A 19,032-nucleotide genomic window follows, 5' to 3' on the forward strand; every position below is an offset into this window, starting at 1 on the left:
TTAATGAGCGGATTTACCACGCTGATCGATACCACGTATGAGCGCGCAAAGCAGGGTGACTGGACGTATGTCTTGACACAGTGGGGCGCGATACCCGCACTAGCGCGTCGATGTAGCCGTTTTCAGAAAATAAGCTCAGGTTGGAGTTTTCTACATCAAGCGGCTTACATGGGCCACGAAGAGGCGTGCTGGCTATTGGTACGTGGGGGAGCATGTGTAGCACTAAAAAATCATCAGGGTGAAACTGCCAGTGATATTGCTCAGCGCAAGGGGCATGCCGCGCTTGCAGTGTGGCTTACCCGCGCCCAGCTTGATCCGAATGGCCTTTGGGCGGCTCCTTCCGATCCTGACGAATTGCCCAGCAGCAACCGTTGGGACGAAGCCCAGCAGCGCCACGCACGTGAAGATCGATTGGTCGCCTACGCTGGCAGTATTGTTCATATACCTAGCGGTGCACGTTATTTCGTAGACGACTTCGAGCGGACGTTGATTGGTTGGCATGGCACCTTCGATCCACCCATGGACATGGGTGGCTACGCGCTATTCGAAACGCCTACCTGAACGTTAGGAGCCGCATGCCCGTTACGCCATCCCATATTTCTGAGCCGCGCTTTACCACCCCCGCTGGCGAGATCATCGGCTGGCGTGATCGCGGCGTGGTGCGCGCGACCGGCATTCGCTATGCAAGCGTCAAGCGCTTCTGCCCACCCGTGGATGCACCGCCCGCCACCGAACCGATTGACGCCACGCAGTGGTCCAAGGCGGCGCCGCAGAACATCGAGCCCGAGCTTAACGCGGCGCTGGGCGTAAGCGTAGACGAGTTCGCCGCCTGCGAAGAAGCGCTGCATCTCTCGGTCACGCTGCCAGAACGTTCGGCCTCGGCGCCGCGCCCGGTGATGATGTGGATTCATGGTGGCTCTTACGTGTTCGGCACGGCTGATCTTCCCGTGTTCGATACTCGTCCGCTGGCGCTAGAACAGGATGTGATCGTGGTGGGCGTGAACTACCGGCTAGGGCTTTTGGGGTTTCTAGGTGGCTACGCCGGGCGGCCCGCTAATTTGGGCCTGCTCGATCTAATTTCTGCGCTGCGCTGGATTCGAATCAACATCGCTGCCTTTGGCGGTGATCCTAACAACGTAACGCTTTTTGGTCACTCTGCCGGAGGCGACGCGGCGGCGCATTTGATGATCGCCGAAGGCGCCGAGGGCCTTTTCCAGCGCGCCATCATCCAAAGTGCGCCGCTGGGCCTTCGCCATAAGCGCACGAAGATGCACGCCAAGATGGCGCTGAAAGCCGCCACGATAGGGCACGACACGCCTCTCGACGAGGTGCTGCGCGTGCAAACCCAAGTGGTGGAAGCGGCCCAGGGCTTTGGCCTGAAATCCGCCATGCCTTTCGCCCCGCAGTATGGCCACTACCCGCTACCTAAGGAGAAACATGCACCCGCCGCCTGGCGCCGCGCGGCGGAACGCATCGATATATTGATTGGCTACACCGCCGAGGAAACCGCGCTATTTCTGGTTCTATCGCCGGGGCTAACGCGCCTGCGTGGCATGCCCCTGTTCGGCGCGTCCCTCACCGGCGCGCTGGTAGCGGCTACTACGCGCAAGGTGTACAAGCACGATGCCCACGCCTTCGCCCATCGCCATACAAAAGCCGGTGGGCGCGCCTATGTCTATCGGCTTGATTGGAACAAGGGCCGCGCCCCCTATGGCGCCGCCCATACGATGGAGCTTCCTCTGCTATTGGGCGAGCCCGAAAGCTGGCGAGAGGCGGATATCGTAAAAGGAGTGGCGGCAGAGGAGCTGCGCGAGCAGGGGAGCCGCCTGCGTAAGCTCTGGGCGGAGTTTGCACGCGGGGGGGAGCTATCGCATGCAGGCCAAGTGGAGAGCGTAATCGAATGGTGGAAAGCCTCGCAGTAACGCTTCACGAGGGCGGCGGCCCAAGCGGTGCCGCCGCACCTTGCTCTAGCTATATGGCGCACTAGCTACATCATTTAGCTTGTGAGGTAGGCCTGATGAGTGGGCTTTCAAACCTCCGGCTTGCCCGAATCCGCCCGCGAAGCGTCGTAATCCTGAGTGTCGTCGGCGTCAGAGCTTGGTTCACTCGTGCTCTGGGCTTCGAAACGCCGCGCGGCTTCGATGGCTTCTGGTTCGCGGTCGTGGCGGGATACCTCTTTGGGCGCGTCCATATCGGTCACGTCCACCACGCGCCAGCCGGATACGATGATGGCGTCGCCACGGTCTTCGCTGATGGGTTCTACGCGTGCGGTGCGAGTCATCGTCTTTCCTCCTTGAGTGCTCGATGGGTCTTTCACTATGGCAGAGGATGGAGATTCTTGCCGTGACTGCGCGTTACTCGAACGGCCCAACGCTTAGGCGGCGGTCGGGCTGTGACGCGTTGCGCTAACGCTCTCCCGCACCGTAGCGGCGAAGCGTTCGAGCGCGGGTGTCCAGGTGTTGGGTTGTGCCGCGACGAAGTAGGTATCCACCTGGGCGATGGGGGCGGGCAGGGCCAGCGTGTGTACCTCGAAGCGGTGGCGGTGGGCCTCCACGGTAGCGCTTGGCAGCAGGGCATACCCCATGCCCGCCGCGACACAGCCGAGCATCGCATCCAGCGAGCCGAACTCGAAAATGCGGCTGGCGTTGATGCCGTGCGAGGCGAGCAGCAGCTCGATCCGCTGGCGGTAGCTGCACCCCTGACGAAAGGCCAAAAACGCTGAGGCGGTGAGCGTCTCGACAGAAGGCATCGATGCCATCGGCTCGGCGCCCACCAACACCAACTGCTCGTCGAAGGCTTTAAGGCCGTAATAGTGCTCATGCTTGAGCGGACCGGCAACAAAGGCGCAGTCCAATTGGCCGCTTAACAACTGCTCGGCCAACTCCGCCGTGGGGCCGGTGGTGAGGTGAATATCCACCTCCGGGTATTGGGCGTGATACGTTGCCAGAATGGGTGGCAGGCGCAGGGCAGTGGTGGTTTCCATGGCGCCGATGCGCAGGTGCCCGCAGGCCTTTGTCTGGTTTTGAAAGAGCGCTACCGCCTTATCGTGGGTACTAAGCATGCTCTGGGCGTACTCGACCAGCGCCAACCCCGCGCTGGTCGGACGAACCTGCCCGGCGCGCTGAATGAGTTGCACGCCCAGTTCCTCCTCCAGCTTCTTGATATGCGTGGTCACGTTGGACTGCACCGTGTTCAGCTTTTTGGCCGCCGCCACGAAACTGCCGCTTTCGACCACCGCCATGAACAGCCGCAGCGATTTCAAATGCATGGTTGTCTCCCCGTCGCGCCAATGCGATCAAAGATGGATTGGCCGCCATGCTATCTCAAAAAGAGATAGAGATGATCAAAACCAATCGTTTCTATAAAACGCGTCCCAGGGCGTAGGCTTAGGTTCGCCACGCGTCGTTTTCTTGGCGCAGGTGGTATGCAAAGGATAGAAACCGATGAGACGCCACTCCCTTTCCCCTGACTTACCTGCGCTGTTGACCGGCATTATGGCAACCCTTGCGGGCATCGGTATTGCGCGTTTTGCCTACACGCCGCTGCTGCCCGCCATCGTCGAAAGCGGCTGGTTCAGCGCAAGCCAGGGCGCGTACCTGGGCGCTGCCAACCTATTGGGCTACTTCATTGGCGCGCTTTCTGCCCACTGGCTAAGTGAGCGCTATTCGCCGCGCCGGGTCATGGCCGCGTGTTTTATCGGCATCGTGCTCAGCTTTTGGCTGTGCGCCTGGGAAAGCGGCTTTGGCTGGTTCTTTTTCTGGCGGCTGGTGTCCGGCATCGCCGGAGCGGTCTTGATGGTGGTGGGGCCTTCGCTGGCGCTCACCGCCACGCCACCGGAGCGTCGCGCCCATGTGGGCGCCATGGTGTTTACCGGCATTGGCTTGGGAGCGCTTTTATCCGCCTTCTTCGTGCCGCTTCTGTTGGAACTAAGCCTTACGGCCACTTGGGGCGCGTTGGGCCTCTTATGCCTGGTGGCAGGATTGATATGCACCCGGGAGGCCGTGCACCTAAGCGCGCTCCATGCCGCCGTGGCAGGCGAAAGCGAAAGCTCGCCCCATACGGCCACTATGAGTATTGCCGTGATACTGCTCATGGCCGCCTACGCGCTGGATGCGGTGGGCTTCGTTCCTCATACGGTGTTTTTGGTGGATTACCTCGCCCGTGAGAACGCTTTGGGCAGCCGGGCGGCGTCGGTTCAGTGGGGTATCTTCGGCGTGGGCGCGCTGTGCGGGCCTTTCATCGTACGGGTGCTGGCCCAGCGCGTTGGCTGGCACTGGGGCTTGGTCGTGGCTTTCGTTGCCAAAGCCGCAGCGGTGGCACTGCCGGTCTACTCGCTCTCCCTTATCAGCCAGTCACTTTCCTCTTTTCTGGTGGGAGCGATGATTCCCGGCATCGTCGCGCTCACCTCCGGCCGCTTGGCCGAAATGGTCGGTCCCGTGGCGCACAAAAAGCGCTGGGGGCAAGCCACCGCCGCCTTCGCCGCCGCCCAAGCGGCAGCGGGCTACGCCATGTCGGCGCTTTATACCGCCTGGGACACCTACACGCCGCTTTTTGCCATTAGTAGCGCGATGCTCACCGCCGGTGTCGTGTTCGTCTTGCTTGGCCGCCGCACCGAAAACGCTCACTAACGACAGGAGAGACACAATGCACCTCTACCTCAACGCCACGTCACCCTACGCCCGTATGGTACGCATCGTGCTGCTCGAAAAAGGCCTGGTGGAGGCCGTCACGCTCCACTGGTGCGACCCCTGGGCAGACGACCTGGATCTTTTAGAAGTCAACCCCGCCGGGCGTATCCCCGCGCTGGTCACCAGAGAGGGCACCACGCTCAGCGAATCCCTGCTGATTGCGCTCTACCTGGACCACACCTACCCACAACGCCCTCTGTTACCCGCCGACCGCTTGGCAGAGGTATTGCACCTGGCAGGACTCGGCCAAAACCTGATGGACGCTGCGTTCAACAGCGTGATCGCAAGAAAGCACTACGGCGACGAAGCCGACAACAGCGTATTAGGCCAACGCCGCCACCGCGCCATAAAACGAATCCTGGAACAGCTAAACCGCGAACTGGGCGATGCACCGACGAACGGTGCCCTCACCCTCGGCGACATCGCCACCGCCGTCGCACTGGACTATCTCGCTTTCAGGCTACCGGAGGTAGCGTGGCAAGAAGCTTATCCTGCGCTTGCGGCTTGGCATAGTTGGGTGACCGGGTGGACGAGCTTTCGGGAGACGGCGTTTGTTTAGTGGGTGTTTAGGCGGAGCTAATTGTATTTAGCCTCCAGCCTTGATCGGTCGCCAGCAAGTGGTCCGTCAGGCCAAGACTTTCAAGAAATGCATCGTCGTGTGATACCACGATCAAGGCGCCCCGGTAGCTACGTAGCATGGTTTCCAGCGCCTGTAATGAAGGTAAATCCAGATGATTATTCGGTTCGTCGAGCAATAACAATTGTGGAGGATTGTCGGCGTAAAACAGGCACGCGAGGGCAGCTTTCAGCCGCTCTCCACCGCTCAATAGGCGACTGGGCGTGGTTATTTTCTGAGCTTCAATTCCCAGCTGTGCCAAGCGCATACGTAGTTCTCCCTCGCTTGACGTATGGTTCACCGAGCGCAATTGTTCGAGTACCGTCTTATGGGGTACCAGGTTATCCAGCTGTTGATCCAGATACGCATGTTCGGGCGTTACTTGGCAAACGCCAGCCAAGGGGGCGACTCTTCCTGCCATCATTCGCAGTAGCGTGGATTTTCCACAGCCGTTTGGTCCGATAATTCCTACACGCTGCTGTCCCGTCACGATGAGGTTGATCGTACGGCGAGCAAGGGCTACGTAAGGTAGCTCGACTTTCTCAAGCTCAACGACGCGACGCTTTTTAGACTGGATCAGGGACGTATCGTGCACAATGACAGGGGGGTCCGCTTCGATCTGTTGTGCGGCCTCTCTCACGCCTTCATCGAGATTTGCCAATCGGATCGACTGAGTCTTGCGTAAGGTGCTGGATGAAACCTCACTGCGCTCTTTTTGACGATCCAGCAATACCTTGGCTTGATTGGCCTCTTTGCCTTGTCGGTTGCCGCGTGCCCGACGTCGCTCTTGGCGCTCTACCTGTTGACGCATTACTCGCGTTTTCCGCTGACGCTCTAATTTGCGCTCGGCAAGCGTCTCAAGAGCGTTCTGGCGTTCGTGTTCTTTGGTCGCTGAATAGAATGAGTAATTGCCCCCGTAGCTTTGTAAGCCCATGGGGGAGAGTTCCACGATACGCGTCATAGTGTTGAGTAGTTGGCGGTCATGGCTCACCACGATCAATCCTCGCGGCCAACGTTGAAGCTGTTCGATTAATGCCTGCCGGTTTTCTCGGTCGAGATGGTTGCTGGGTTCATCGAGAATGAGGAAGTCGGCATCCGACAGCATGGCGCCCGTTAGTGCAATACGCATCGCTTCACCCCCGCTAAGCAGGTGGATCGGTGTGTCGAGACTCAGGTAATGGAGATTATTTTGTTCCAGCGCCATCACCAAGCGTGAGTGGATATCCCATCGATCACCCAACGTATCGAAATCTTTCACTTCCGCACTGCCCGACTCTATGCGGGCCAATGCCTTCAGGATATGTTCAACCCCCGCTAATGCTGCGACGGTTTTTTCTTTAGCATGTTCAATGTGTTGAGAAAGATAGTAAACGTTGCCGGAGCACTTGCAGAACCCGGTCGTGGGGGAAAGCCGACCGGCCATTATGCGCGCAAGCAAACTTTTACCTACGCCATTACGCCCAACGAGCCCAACCGGGCGCAGGTCGAATTGCTCGTTTAGGCCTGAGAAAAGCTCTCTGCCGTTGGGCAGAACATAAGCAACGTTGTGAAGGTCGAGGTGAAGACTCGTCATGCGGTATCCCTTTGATGCCAGGCACTTTCCCCTATTAAAGGGGCCGGTGGAGACTGGCCGTCATGGTGACGGCGGCATCAGTAGCGCATTGGACGAATACCTCTTGGTGAAGCGTGGAGTGAGTAGTCTAGCGGACTTGCCTACTGGATGGAAACCGAGCGCGTAGCACGGGCCAATGATCTTCAGCGCATATACGCCCGGCGTTAGTCTTAAAATATCAGAGCGAAAGTGACTCTTTCGATAATTGCAGCGTGCTCGTGAAAATTTGTTATGTAGTCGGCACGATTACTGATATTATACTGCCTATGTATAATTAATTTATCTGATTTTCAATGGCTTAGTATCGCCTAAAAATGCAGCATAACACTAATTAACGTGTCGGCGCGTTCATATAGGTAAGTAAGCTGGCAATATAATACCTGTTAGATTTAAAAAGGATTTACCGTGAGAGTCGAAGAAGAATACAAGAAAACAGGCTACTTCTGGCTGCCAGGAAAGGAAGAAAACAAGATTCCCGGGATACTCTCAATCAATGACGGAGGGAAGGTAGAATTAGAAATCGTCGGTCATTTCGATGAGAGTATAGAATCTCTAAATGGTAATGATGAAATTGATCGAATCATAGGTCATGTTGAAAAAGATGGATTAGTAACTCTCGATTACTGTTTTTATTCCAATAAGAACTTCTCGTTTGGTGGTATCTCAAAATCAAAAATTCTAGTTAATAGGGTCTTGAGCGGGGCGGCTTGGGATCAAGATGAAGCCGTAACTTTTAATACCTTTTCTTTCTCAGTAGATTGTCTAGATGAGTGGGTTGGAATTAGTGGAATAAAAGTAGATAACAACTGGGAAAGCAAGACGGCTACGATTAGTTATAAACCACCAGAAAAAATAGGCTTCATTTTAGATAATGAAATGAAGCTTGAAATTTCCTTCGCATACACTCTTCCTGGTTTCCCGAATCTAAAAGAAGCAAAGATTACTCAGCGAGCTTATTTTAGGCTTGAATCAGAAGAGTTGCGTGATCTGAACGATTTCACGACTGTTGCCTTCAAAATTACAAATCTTATGTGCTTTGCCATGAATGAAATTGTTGCCATGAAAAATGTTTCAGCAACGTCATCCGAAATACAATGTGACGGTGGAGATGATAAACAATACCCTGTTCCAATCACCGTCTATTATCAAAGCAAACCATATTCTGAAAAACCGCCCAAAAGAAATTGGCATGATATGCTGTTTACTTTTGGCTCTATTAAAGATAATGTGCAGCAAGTATTCAACAATTGGATAAGTGCTTACGAATATTTATCCCCCGCATTTGGTTTATATTTCTCAACTAAAGCAGGTGCTCAAAAGTACCTTGATGGTAAGTTTCTTGCTCTAGCACAAGGGCTAGAGACCTACCACAGAAGAACCAGCACAGAAACGCTAATGGAGCCAGAATCTTTTGACTCATTGGTTTCCACAGTTCTTGATGGGTGTCCGGACGTGCATATTGACTGGCTGAAAGGCAGGCTAATGCATGGAAACGAAATAAATCTGGGCAAGAGATTAAAGAAGATTATTGAGCCATTCAAAGATCACCTTGGAACAAGTAAAGAAAGAAGTAAGTTATTAAAAAAAATTGTAAATACAAGGAACTACTTAACTCATTACAGTGAAAGCTTAAAAGGTGAATCCGCTACGGGAAGAGATCTCTGGATTCTTTGTTTAAAAATGGAAGTTATATTCAACCTGCACTTTTTGAATGTTGTTGGCTTCACTGATGAAGAAATTAATGGAGTAATCGAAAATTGCTATCCACTGAAACGAAAGCTACAAGAAATCTAACAAAATCAAAGCACGCGGACGCAGCACAGCTGCGCCGGTGTTTGAGGCGTTATACGACGATGAGACTTTTGCAAATATTTTTATCGAATCGTTTTATCATTCATGATTTTTCATAAAAAGTATATAAGGACCTGGAAGGTATGAATGGTGGTCAAACCAAAAATGCCGCACTGACAACCGCCTTAGCCTTTCATTACCAAGTACTGATTGGCTTAGATAAGTGCTTTTCGCTAGAAGAAGGCCAAGCAGTATGGTTTGAAAAAGACGGTGATGTGAGTCTGATGTCTCCAGATACCTTGGCTTCGAGTCAAACCGAAGTCAAATATTATGCAGCTCCGCTTACTGACCATCACGAAAACCTGTGGAAAACACTTAAGAACTGGTTAGCTACAGATTTTGACCATACGCAATATGGTGTTTTGGTGCTGCATACCACTCAGGCTTTTGGTGCAACTACCCAGCTGAAAGACTGGAATACGCAAACAGTCGAGAAACGTTTACAGGTACTACAAGATGTTTTTGCTGAGCGCACCGATGAGCAGCTTAATGCTGAAAAGCCATCTGACATAATTAAATTGCAAAAAGCCGTGATGGCTTGTGATGAGGCTTTACTAAAAAATGTACTTGGCAAAGTGACCTTGTTTACCGAAGCTGATAACGCGCAAGAATTAGAAAAGCAGATTCTGGCTAAACCTGTTGGTATACCAAAGAACAACTTAAACAGTTACCTTCATGGTTTAGTTGGCTTTGTATATGCGCAGGCAGCGCAGCATTCATGGAGCATTAATCAGCAGGCTTTTGCGGCTAAGTGTGAAGAGTTAACGGCACTTCTCTGTAAAAAGGAATTCACTTTTCCGCTGTTTTCAGGATATGAAGCATCAGAGCTAGAAGTTGAACTACATCAAGACCGACCATTCGTCCAAAAAATAGCTGAAATAGAACATCACGAAATGATTCCTGATGCGGTAGGCAACTGGCTAGAACTGCAAAACTCTCTTCTAGAGCAACTTGATGAATATCCCTTATACAAAGATAAAACGGTAGCTTATCAGAACCAACTGGTTAAAAAATACAAACTGGTGCATTCAAGTGCTCAACTTGAAGCAACTGATGCAATTAAAAGCTCAAAGTTGCTGTACAACAAAACCATGCAAGAACAGCCACTAAATATGGGTAACGATATTCCGCCCATTGAGTACAAAAATGGCCTGATTCATGACGCTATGGATGATGATGAGCGAGATTTGAAATGGAGGGTTGAGCCATGAGCAGTATTGTCGATGCTCTATACGAATTAAAGTACAACCCGTTTGAGTATGGGCCATATCTAGCCTCGTTTTATACACATTTGAATGAGTCAGAAAACAATTTGTTGCTTGCGCAGCTGGTTATCCCGCTGTGTAGCCATCCTATTTATAGCAATAAACTATTCAACGCTAATAAGCGAAGCTCAATATGGTCTGTTTTTGACGACAGGACAAAACTCTATGATCTTCAAGAGAGAATTGACGGGTTTCAAGCCCTAACAGAGCAATGTGTTCAATATTGCTTAATCAATGATTGGCTATCGGTTAATGAGAAACGGCTATCTCTAGTGCAATGTGATGGGGCTGACTCAACCTTCACCTCTCAAAAATGTGCAGAAAAGTTAGGTCGATTATTCATTGGTCACTCAGTAGTCGAGATTTATGCTTTATTAGGAGTGAAACCGCGGTGAAAACACTTATTCATGAAATTGGCGCAATTGATAATCAAGGAATCAAACACCCTGTTAATTTTAAAGCTGGACTTAATGTTGTTACTGGCAAGTCATCAACCGGTAAAAGTGCCTTAATTGAAATTTTTGATTACTGCTTTGGCAGTGATGAAAACACCATTCCTAAAGGTGTAATTACCAACAGTGCCGCCATTTACTATGTTGCGCTAGCTGTTAACGAACAAAATATGGTGATTGCGCGTGACCCTGATATTGCTACAAAAGCGTTTTTTCGTCGTGTTGAGAAATTTAACACTTTAGAAATGAATCGCGATTACTTTAAAGCCAGCTATTTTCGTCCGCTGGGCGAGTTTAAAAAGCACTTAAGAGACTTTTTCTTAGATATCGATGATGTTGATGAATCTTTGGCTGTGAGAGCCAATCGCCGATTTAACCAAAAAGCACCTACACCATCTATTCGTAGCTTTACATCGTTTATGCTTCAGCATCAAAACCTAGTTGCTAATAAACATGCGCTATTTTATAGGTTCGACGAGAAGGAAAAGCGAGATCAGGCTATTGAGCACACAAAGATATTTTTAGGGCTTGTCGATCAAAAGTTCTTTCACCTATCACAAGAAAAAGAACGGCTAAGTGGGGAGGTAAGGCGTTTAGAGCGCCAAAAAGAAACCAATAAGCGTACGTCAGACAGCTATAAACAAAAAGTCGCTCCTGTTTTAAGTCAATTATACGCCTTAATGGGCTTTAAAGATGAGCCGCTGTCATCGGACAAGGTACTTCGGCATCCTCAAGATGCTAAAGACCAACTTGATGACATCATAGTCGCTGAGAAAATAAATCATAATTCCGATGCTATGACACAACGCTACGAACAGTTGAAATTAGCACGTAATCAAAAAACTGCTGAGCTACGAAAGTTGCAGCGACAAGCTGCGTCGATTAATAAGCATATTCAAGAAGAAGAGCGATTTGTTGATAATGTAAAGCAGTTTAGCTCGCCTAAGCATGTCCATATTTCTGCATCAGTATGCCCATTTTGCCATACTGAAAAAGACAACTTGCGACAAAGTGCTGAGAAACTTCAACAAGCTATTAATAAAGTGTCGGGTAACCTTGCTCAAGCTCGCCCAATGAAAGCAAGGTTTGAATCCTCTTTGATTGAGGTGCAGCGTTTTACAGAGATTGTAAGCAGAGCGCTGACTGAATTAAGTCAACAAATAAAGGAAATTGAGGAAGCAAATCAACAGTTAACAGAAAAAAAGAGCTTGTATGAAAGCATTATTATGCAAAAATCAAAGTTATTTACGCTTCTTGATACTCTAAATATGGCCAACGATGCCGAGCTTGAAAAGGAAATCAAAGATTTAAAAAAACAGCTCAATAAGATTACTGATGCACTTAATGAGTACGATGTGAAAAAAAGTTTGGAACAGGCGTCAGACAAGGTAAACGAATATATGGCTGAAATTGGCAGTCATTTTGAGTTTGAATGCAGCTATAAACCAATTAATCTCCATTTCTCATTCGAAACATTCGACCTTTATCATTTAACGTATGAAAATGAAAAAATCTACCTACGGTCAATGGGCAGTGGCGCAAACTGGCTTTACTGCCACATAACCTTGTTTTTGGCATTGCACAAGTATTTTGCTGAGTTAGGTGAGAAGTGTGCTATTCCTTCGGTACTTTTTTTGGATCAGCCGACTCAGGTTTATTTTCCAAATTTTAACCGTGATAACTCAGCAACTTTTGAAGAGCAAAAAGCACAAGAAGCAGAACAGCGTAAGTCTCTTAATGTTGGCCAAAATATAGATGAAGACATTAAAGCCGTTGAAAATTTATTCAGCCAGCTCTCAACTTACTGTAATGATCTCGAATTGAGCATTGGCTTTAGTCCACAAATCATCGTGACCGACCATGCGGATAATTTGAAATTATCTAATGGAGTTCCGTTCGAATCTTTGGTTAATGGTAATAGATGGCGAACTCGCGGCTTGATTCATCCTATTCAAGTATAATGAGAAGCTAAAAAAGTATGATCCAGTTACGGCAGCATCAACAGATTTATGAAGAGTCTTATTTCATCCTTAGTATAACCGTTTTGGATAGAATAACGCTGCGTATAAAAAAGCGCTGCTATCGGACAAATTTCCGCTGCGCTCCAAATTTTCCGCAGAGCGCGGCGTTAGAGGGGAAAGGAAGCAAAAATGGTGTCTGAAGATCGGGTTGCGAACCTAAACAAAGAGTTCCGCGATGCATGCGTAGATCAACGGCGTCGCCCATGGGAGGCAATACGTTGTTATTCGGAGGAGTTCAATACCTCAGTAGATATTTCTTCGGACGTCGCCAAGGTGATTTTTAAATGGTTTGAGGAACATTCAAAAACAGGTGTGCACCAAGTTGGCAGCCAGTATGAAGCCGGTTATTTGCGGCATTAGCCCAAACTAAATACTTATTCACCCTCGATAGCTAATCCCACAACATCACCCAACCCCACTAACCCTCAACACCTCTCTCACCACCGCTTCCCCCAACACCCCGCGTTTGGCCTCCACGACGGTGAGCCATTCGCGGGCGCGGGTGATGCCGGTGTAGACCAGTTCGCGGGTCAGAATTGGGTTGAGGGTGGGGGGGAGGAGTAGGGCGGTGTGGGTGAACTCCGAGCCTTGGGATTTGTGCACCGTCATCGCGAACACGGTTTCTACCGCGTGTAGGCGCGAGGGGAGTACCCAGCGGATGGGGTGGCGTGGGTCGTCGGTGGGGAAGGCGACGCGCAGGAGCGTTTGGCCTGGGGCGCGCGGGTCGGGTACGGCGAGGGTGATGCCGATGTCGCCGTTCATCAGTTTTAGCGCGTAGTCGTTTTGGGTGACGAGCACCGGGCGGCCTTCGAACCAGCCTTTTTCTAGGGTGTGGTCGCTGCCGAACAGGCGCTTGTCGGCGCGCAGGGTCTTGGCGATGTGCAGGTTCAACCCCTCCACGCCCCAGGGGCCTTTGCGTAGCGCGCAGAGTAGCTGAAAGCGGCTGTAGGCGGTGAGCACTTGGCTGGCCCAGGTGGCGTAAGTGATTGGGTCGCGTTCGAGTGAGGCATCGCGGGGGCGTGCGGCGCGCAGCACGTCGAGGTAGTGGCGATATCCCATGGGTGACGCGATGGGCTGGCCGTGATGGTCGGTACGGCCCTCGCCGCCATGGGGAAAGTGCGCCGCGCCGCCGTCGAGCACCAGGGCATCTAGCATGCGCTCATCGTTGATGACGGCGTGGCGAAGGTCCGGGTAGCCGTCGCGCAGCACTTGGCTTACGGCCTGCTGTTTGTCGCGCGAAGAAGTGGCGCTGCTGGGCTGGTTGATCGCGCTGGCGAGCTGGCCGATGCCGCTTGCTGCATCGAAGCGGTGGCTCACGCGCAGCATGGCGATGACTTGATCGAGCGGCTGGCCCTGCGTATCGAGGTACTCACTCGGCACCGCCTGGCCGGTCGCGGCTTCGAGCCACGCTGCGGTTTCAGGGGTGTAGTGCGCCGCTTCGGCGCGGCGGCACAAATCGCCCAGCACCGCGCCTGCTTCTACCGAGGCAAGCTGGTCCTTATCGCCCAGCAGAATGAGCCGCGCGCGCGGCGGCAGGGCGCGCAGTAGCGCCGTCATCATCTCGATATCCACCATCGAGGCTTCATCTACCACTAGTACGTCCAGCGCCAGTGGGTTGCCTGCGTGGTGCTGAAAATGCCGCGTATCGGGGCGCGCGCCGAGCAGGCGGTGCAGCGTGGTGACGTCACTAGGAATGGTCAACGGCGCGCTGGGGTGGCGCTCGTTCAGCATGGCCTCGAGTGCGTCTAAAGGCAGGCGGCTAACCTGCCCGGCAATCGATTCGTTCAGCCGCGCGGCGGCCTTGCCCGTAGGGGCCGCCAGGCGAATGCGTAGCGCCCGCGCTGGGGTGTGCGCCTGCTGAAGCGTTTGCAGCAGCGCCAACAGCTTGACCACCGTAGTGGTCTTGCCGGTGCCGGGGCCGCCGGTGACGATGGCAAAGCGCGGGCGCGAGGCCAGCGCGCAGGCGGCCTTTTGCCAATCTAAGGTTTCACTCGGGGTAAAGAGAATATCCAGCGCGCGCTTGAGTAGCGTAGGGTCTGCAGCGTCTTCCGGCGCGTCGGGCACGCCTAGCCGCGCTTGAATACCGTGGTGCAGGGTTTGTTCGTAGTCCCAGTAGCGGCGCAGGTAGAGCCGCGCCGTGCCTGCCTCGCGGCTTAGCACCAGCGGCGTATTGCCCGCGCCTTCGCTCACCAGCGTCGGGTGGTCGAAGGCTGCCTGCCAAGCATCGAGCGTCAGGGGGGCAAGCACGTCGCTCGGCAGCGGCGGCGGGTCGCTCAGGTCGTCGTTTTCGGGCGGTAGGGAAAGCGCGAAATCCGGCGCCTTGAGCGTAGCGGAAAGCTCCAGGCAGACGTGCCCGCGCCCAAGCTGGTGGCTTGTCAGCGCAGCCCCCAAGAGCAGCAGGGGTGGGGCATCGCTTGCCTCTTGCAGCAGAAAACGCACTAGGGCGCGGTCGAGGGCGCGCAGCCAACCGCGCGCCACCCAGCGCTCGCACAGAGCAAGCAGCGCTTGGGTGTCGTGCAGCGCCGGGTGAGGCGGCGCGGGAGCCGCTTCGGCGGGCGCGGCGAACAGGTCCAGCGTATGCGGATCGTTCATGCGGTCTCCTCGAACGCGTTAGCGTGGCGCCCGGCAAAGAGGGCGTCTAGCGCCTCGATCAGCGCCGGGGTGGGGCGCTCGGCTACCACGCCGCGGCTAGCGCTATGGCTGCCGCGCAAAAACAGGGTCATCGAGCCGCCAAGGTGCGCCTCGGGGGTGTAATCGGGTTGGCGCGCCTTCAACAAGCGATGCATGGCGAGCAGGTAGAGCGCGGCTTGCAGGTCGTAGCGCTTCTCCAGCATGGCGGCGTGCATCGCTTCCTGGGTGTAGGCGCCGTCGTCTGGCCCCAGGTAGTTGGATTTCCAGTCGAGCACGTAAAAGCGCCCTTCGTGCTCGAAGGCGAGATCGATGAAGCCCTTGAGCATGCCGTTCAAGGTGTCGCGGTCCAGCGCGGGACGCGGCTGGCCGGGGAGCCAGTGTCGACTCACCAGCGTATCCAGCGCGCGGGTATCGACGCGCTGGGCGGCGAACCAGAACTCGAGCTCGACCTGATAGCGCGTGACGGCCGTTAGGGCAAGAGGCGAGGCCTCGCCGGGCAGCGGCAGCGGAGTGTTGATTAGCCCTTGCAGCCAGCCATCGAGCACCGGGTGCCAGCTCTGCCAGCCACGTAGCTGTAAGCGGCGGCGCAGCATGTCGTCACGCGCCGGGGTGTCTTCCACCGCGCGGGCAAAGCCGGTCTCGCCGACCCACTCCAGCAGCCCGTGCAAAAAGGTGCCGGGGCCGGGGCCACGCGGGAAGCGATGCAGGTGAACGACCTCGCTTGCTTGGGCGTCGTCGCGCGGCTCGTCGAGCACTTCCAGCGCCGTGGCCTCTTGGGCAGTGGCGGGCTCGGGAGGCGTGACGGGCAGCGAGAGCGTGCCGGATAGCTTGAGCGCCGAGTAGCTGGCTATCCACCAGTGCTCGCGCGCCGGGCGCTTGGGCGTGCGGGCGTGCCCAAGTTCCAACATGGCCTCTTGTCCTGCCTGCCCAGGCGTTGCGTCCGGCTCAAACGCCAGCTTGGGCGCGACGCTGGGTACGCGCAGCGCAGTCGCCTCGGGAGCGGGGGCAAGTTCGATCTCGCTGCCCGTAATGAAAGCGTCCAAAGCGCCCTTGAGGTTATCGGGTGCGAGCTGGCCTGCGTTGATCACGTGGTTCAGCGCGCTGCCTTCGTTGGCTTTGAGCGGCGCAAGCCCAAGCCAGGTGGCGTGGCGGGCGCGGGTCAGGGCCACGTAGAGCTTGCGCAGGTCTTCGCCCAGGCGTTCGCGGTCGGCGCGGGCGAGAAGGGCGTCGTCGGCCTCCAGGCTTAGGGTCAGGCGGCCGGCGTCATCGTGCCAGCGCAGCGGCACGTCCTCTTTCTTTAGCGGCCTGTGGCTGGAGATGAAGGGGAGGAACACCAGCGGGTACTCGAGCCCCTTGGACTTGTGAATGGTGATGACCTTGACCAAGTCGGCGTCGCTCTCCAGGCGCAGCTTGTAGCTATCGTTTTGGCTATCCGGCTCGCGGATGGCTTCGCTTAGAAAGCGGATCAGGGCGCGGTCGCCGTCGAGCTCGGTGCTCGCTTGCTGGAGCAGCTCGCCCAGGTGTAGAAGGTCGGTCAGCAAGCGCTCACCGTCGTCGAACTCACCCAGAAGCCTTGCGGGCACGTCGAAGTCGGCCATCAGGCGGCGGATCAAGGGCAGCACGCCCTGGCGCTGCCAGAGGCGATGGTAGTGGCCAAACTGCTCGACGCGCTGCTCCCAGGCTAGTTCGTCGCGGTTGAGATGATCGAGCGCGGCGAGATCGAGCCCCAGCGTTGGCGTGGCGAGGGCGGCGCGCAGACGCGTTTCGCCCTGGCGCGAACCGCCCAGCGGCTCGGCGCAGGCGAGCAGCCAGCGTTCGAGCTCGAGCGCAATCGGCGAGCTGAACACTCGATCACGATCAGAAAGATAGACGCTCTTGATACCGCGCTGGCCAAGCGCCTGCCGAATGGCGCGGGCCTCTTGGGCGCCATTGACCAGCACCGCCATATCGGAAGGCCTGAGTGGCGCTAGCGTGTCGCCAGCGCTGAAACCGGCGCGACCTTGGGCGCCCAAACAGAGCAGCTCGGCCATGTAGGAGGCGCAGCGTTCGGCCATTTCGCTCTGGTAGGCGCCCTTGGAAAGCGGCTCGTCGCACTCCAGGTGCCAGAGCGTCATCGCGGGTAGCGGGGCGCCGTCGCGTACCAACTGCTCGGCGCGCCCTTTGGCGGCCACGGGCAAAAAGGGCAGCGGGTCGTCGTCGCCGTCGCGAAAGAGAAAAGCCCCGGCGGCGTGGGCATCCGCCCGTGTGAAACAGTGGTTGACCGCCTCGACCATGGCGCGGCTGGAGCGAAAGTTGGTGCCCAGGGTGACGTGGCGCCCGGCGGTATCGCTACGCGCCTGGAGGTAGGTGTAGATATCCGCCCCGCGAAAGGCGTAGATCGCCTGCTTGGGATCGCCGATCAGCAAGATGGCGCCGTCGCGGCGCGGATGGGCGACATCGAAGACGGCATCGAAGATGCGGTACTGCACCGGGTCGGTGTCCTGGAACTCGTCGATCAACGCGACCGGGAACTGCCGCTGGATTTGCGCTGCCAGGGCCTCGCGGTTGGGGCCTTGCAGGGCGCGGTCGAGCTGTATGAGCAGATCGTTAGGGCCCATTTCACTGCGCCGCTCCTGCTCGCGGGCCAGCCGTTCGCGGCACCAGCCCAGGGCATGCAGGAGCAAATCGTTGCGTGGCTGGGGCAGGGCATTGAGCGCGGGCGCAAGCGCTGCCAGGGCCTCCCAGGCGGCGGGGCAGGGCGGCGCGTCCGTTTTCCATATCTCGGCCATGCCGCTCGGGGTCAGGCGCTTCCAAGCGGCGTCGGTCAGTTTGGGCCGGTCGGCGTCGCTTTCGCACCAGTCGCGTAGCGCCCCCAGCCAGCTCGCCCGGCTTTTAGCGTTGAAGCTCTGGCCCTTGAACGCTTTCTGCTGGGCGGCCTCTTCCAGCGCCGGGACGAGCTCGTCGAGCCAGGCGGGCCAAGGCGCTTTGAGCTTCGTCAGCTGTGCCTTACGTTCGGCGTCGGCGGCGGCGAGCGTCTCACCAGGCGGTGGGCGTTCGCCGCGCAAGGCGTCGTGTTCGGGTAGCAGCGGGCGCAGTTGGTGGTAGAGCGCCTGCGGCGACGACCAGCAGGCCACGATGCTGTCGAGCGCTTCGCGCTTGAGCGGGTAGTAGAAGCTGCGCCAGTAGTCGCGCACGACCTCTTGCTCCAGCTCGCTCTGGTCGTTTTCCAGGTTGAGCGAGAAGAGGCTGCCGCTATCGAAGGCGTGCTCGCGCAGCATGCGGTAGCACCAGCTGTGAATGGTCGATACCGCCGCTTCGTCCATCCACTCGGCGGCAAGTGCTAGGCGCCGGGCGCAGGCGGGCCAGGTGGCCTCGGCATACTGCGTGCGTAGCTCGGCAAGCAAGGCGTCTTGCGGGGGGGCGTCTTGGCGAAAGGCCTCGGCGGCTTCTACCAGGCGCGTGCGAATACGTTCGCGAAGCTCTTGGGTGGCGGCGTTGGTGAAGGTCACTACCAGAATTTCCGGCGGCGTTAGCGGGCGCACGAAGGCGGTGTCGTCATCGCTGTGGGCGCCGCCGAGCACCAGACGCACGTAGAGCAGGGCGATGGTAAATGTCTTGCCGGTGCCCGCGCTCGCCTCGATCAAGCGGCTGCCGTGAAGGGGGAGCGTCAGCGGGTCGAGGGGGGCGGGTGGGCGCATGGCCGATCTCCAAAGGCGGGCACTGGCATCGAGCGGGGACTATAGCGCGTCGCTTGTGTGGCAGCAAAGCGGGCGCTTTTTCGACGTGCTAGAGGTAAGTTGGCTTAAGCGCGCGGGCAAGAAGACTGTGAGATAGGCGCTTCTCCTGCTAATCTTGTCGCCCTGCCACGCCTGGGGCGATCTGTAGACGCTGCAGCGGCTTCTGTTCACGCTGACGAT

14 protein-coding genes are annotated in these 19,032 nt (G+C 55.7%); 9 read left to right on the forward strand and 5 right to left on the reverse strand.

All coding sequences use genetic code 11. From position 1 onward, the window contains the following. The first annotated feature begins 3 nt into the window (after positions 1 to 3). Both LLY24_RS05590 and LLY24_RS05595 read left to right on the forward strand, forming a co-directional pair. Positions 4 to 561: an ankyrin repeat domain-containing protein gene (locus LLY24_RS05590; RefSeq protein WP_345799638.1), complete on the forward strand. Its 558-nt coding sequence runs from the start codon at positions 4 to 6 to the stop codon at positions 559 to 561. Between the two features lie 14 nt (positions 562 to 575). Next, on the forward strand, positions 576 to 1,922 hold the full coding sequence (locus LLY24_RS05595) for a carboxylesterase family protein (protein ID WP_259035300.1): 1,347 nt from the start codon (positions 576 to 578) through the stop codon (positions 1,920 to 1,922). Between the two features lie 107 nt (positions 1,923 to 2,029). On the opposite strand, the gene LLY24_RS05600 is transcribed toward LLY24_RS05595, so the two are convergent. Then, on the reverse strand, positions 2,030 to 2,281 hold the full coding sequence (locus LLY24_RS05600; RefSeq protein WP_259035301.1) for a hypothetical protein: 252 nt from the start codon (positions 2,279 to 2,281) through the stop codon (positions 2,030 to 2,032). A 93-nt stretch (positions 2,282 to 2,374) separates the two neighbouring features. After that, positions 2,375 to 3,268 carry a LysR family transcriptional regulator gene (locus LLY24_RS05605; RefSeq protein WP_259035302.1) on the reverse strand — a complete coding sequence of 298 codons (894 nt, stop codon included), beginning with the start codon at positions 3,266 to 3,268 and terminating at the stop codon, positions 2,375 to 2,377. A gap of 175 nt (positions 3,269 to 3,443) precedes the next feature. On the opposite strand from LLY24_RS05605, the gene LLY24_RS05610 reads away from it, so the two are divergent. After that, the gene (locus LLY24_RS05610) at positions 3,444 to 4,628 is read left to right on the forward strand and encodes an MFS transporter (protein WP_259035303.1); all 1,185 of its coding nucleotides are present in this window, start codon (positions 3,444 to 3,446) and stop codon (positions 4,626 to 4,628) included. 16 nt (positions 4,629 to 4,644) lie between these two features. Beyond that, on the forward strand, positions 4,645 to 5,247 hold the full coding sequence (locus LLY24_RS05615) for a glutathione S-transferase family protein (RefSeq protein WP_259035304.1): 603 nt from the start codon (positions 4,645 to 4,647) through the stop codon (positions 5,245 to 5,247). 7 nt (positions 5,248 to 5,254) lie between these two features. Here the strand turns inward: LLY24_RS05615 and LLY24_RS05620 are convergent, their stop codons facing one another. Continuing rightward, positions 5,255 to 6,877: an ABC-F family ATP-binding cassette domain-containing protein gene (locus LLY24_RS05620; RefSeq protein WP_259035305.1), complete on the reverse strand. Its 1,623-nt coding sequence runs from the start codon at positions 6,875 to 6,877 to the stop codon at positions 5,255 to 5,257. 444 nt (positions 6,878 to 7,321) lie between these two features. Here LLY24_RS05620 and LLY24_RS05625 point away from each other — a divergent pair, with 444 nt between their 5' ends. The 5 genes from LLY24_RS05625 to LLY24_RS05645 all read left to right on the forward strand — a co-directional run bounded on the left by LLY24_RS05625 (position 7,322) and on the right by LLY24_RS05645 (position 12,865). Next, a complete protein-coding gene (locus tag LLY24_RS05625) occupies positions 7,322 to 8,710 on the forward strand; it encodes an ApeA N-terminal domain 1-containing protein (RefSeq protein WP_259035306.1) in 1,389 nt (462 codons plus the stop codon). A gap of 140 nt (positions 8,711 to 8,850) precedes the next feature. Next, positions 8,851 to 9,978 carry an adenylate cyclase gene (locus LLY24_RS05630; RefSeq protein WP_259035307.1) on the forward strand — a complete coding sequence of 376 codons (1,128 nt, stop codon included), beginning with the start codon at positions 8,851 to 8,853 and terminating at the stop codon, positions 9,976 to 9,978. Then, on the forward strand, positions 9,975 to 10,427 hold the full coding sequence (locus LLY24_RS05635; protein ID WP_259035308.1) for a three component ABC system middle component: 453 nt from the start codon (positions 9,975 to 9,977) through the stop codon (positions 10,425 to 10,427). The genes LLY24_RS05630 and LLY24_RS05635 overlap by 4 nt, the downstream gene beginning before the upstream one ends. Then, positions 10,424 to 12,445: a DUF3732 domain-containing protein gene (locus LLY24_RS18310; protein ID WP_259035309.1), complete on the forward strand. Its 2,022-nt coding sequence runs from the start codon at positions 10,424 to 10,426 to the stop codon at positions 12,443 to 12,445. Before LLY24_RS05635 ends, LLY24_RS18310 begins: the two co-directional genes overlap by 4 nt. A gap of 189 nt (positions 12,446 to 12,634) precedes the next feature. Then, a complete protein-coding gene (locus tag LLY24_RS05645) occupies positions 12,635 to 12,865 on the forward strand; it encodes a hypothetical protein (RefSeq protein ID WP_259035310.1) in 231 nt (76 codons plus the stop codon). A gap of 45 nt (positions 12,866 to 12,910) precedes the next feature. On the opposite strand, the gene recD is transcribed toward LLY24_RS05645, so the two are convergent. Continuing rightward, a complete protein-coding gene (recD, locus tag LLY24_RS05650) occupies positions 12,911 to 15,097 on the reverse strand; it encodes an exodeoxyribonuclease V subunit alpha (protein ID WP_259035311.1) in 2,187 nt (728 codons plus the stop codon). Continuing rightward, complete coding sequence (gene recB / locus LLY24_RS05655) at positions 15,094 to 18,813, reverse strand: exodeoxyribonuclease V subunit beta (RefSeq protein ID WP_259035312.1); 3,720 nt, start codon at positions 18,811 to 18,813, stop codon at positions 15,094 to 15,096. Before recB ends, recD begins: the two co-directional genes overlap by 4 nt. Between the last annotated feature and the right edge of the window lie 219 nt (positions 18,814 to 19,032).

The sequence above is a fragment of the Halomonas dongshanensis genome, from assembly GCF_024790395.1.
Lineage (GTDB): Bacteria > Pseudomonadota > Gammaproteobacteria > Pseudomonadales > Halomonadaceae > Vreelandella > Vreelandella dongshanensis.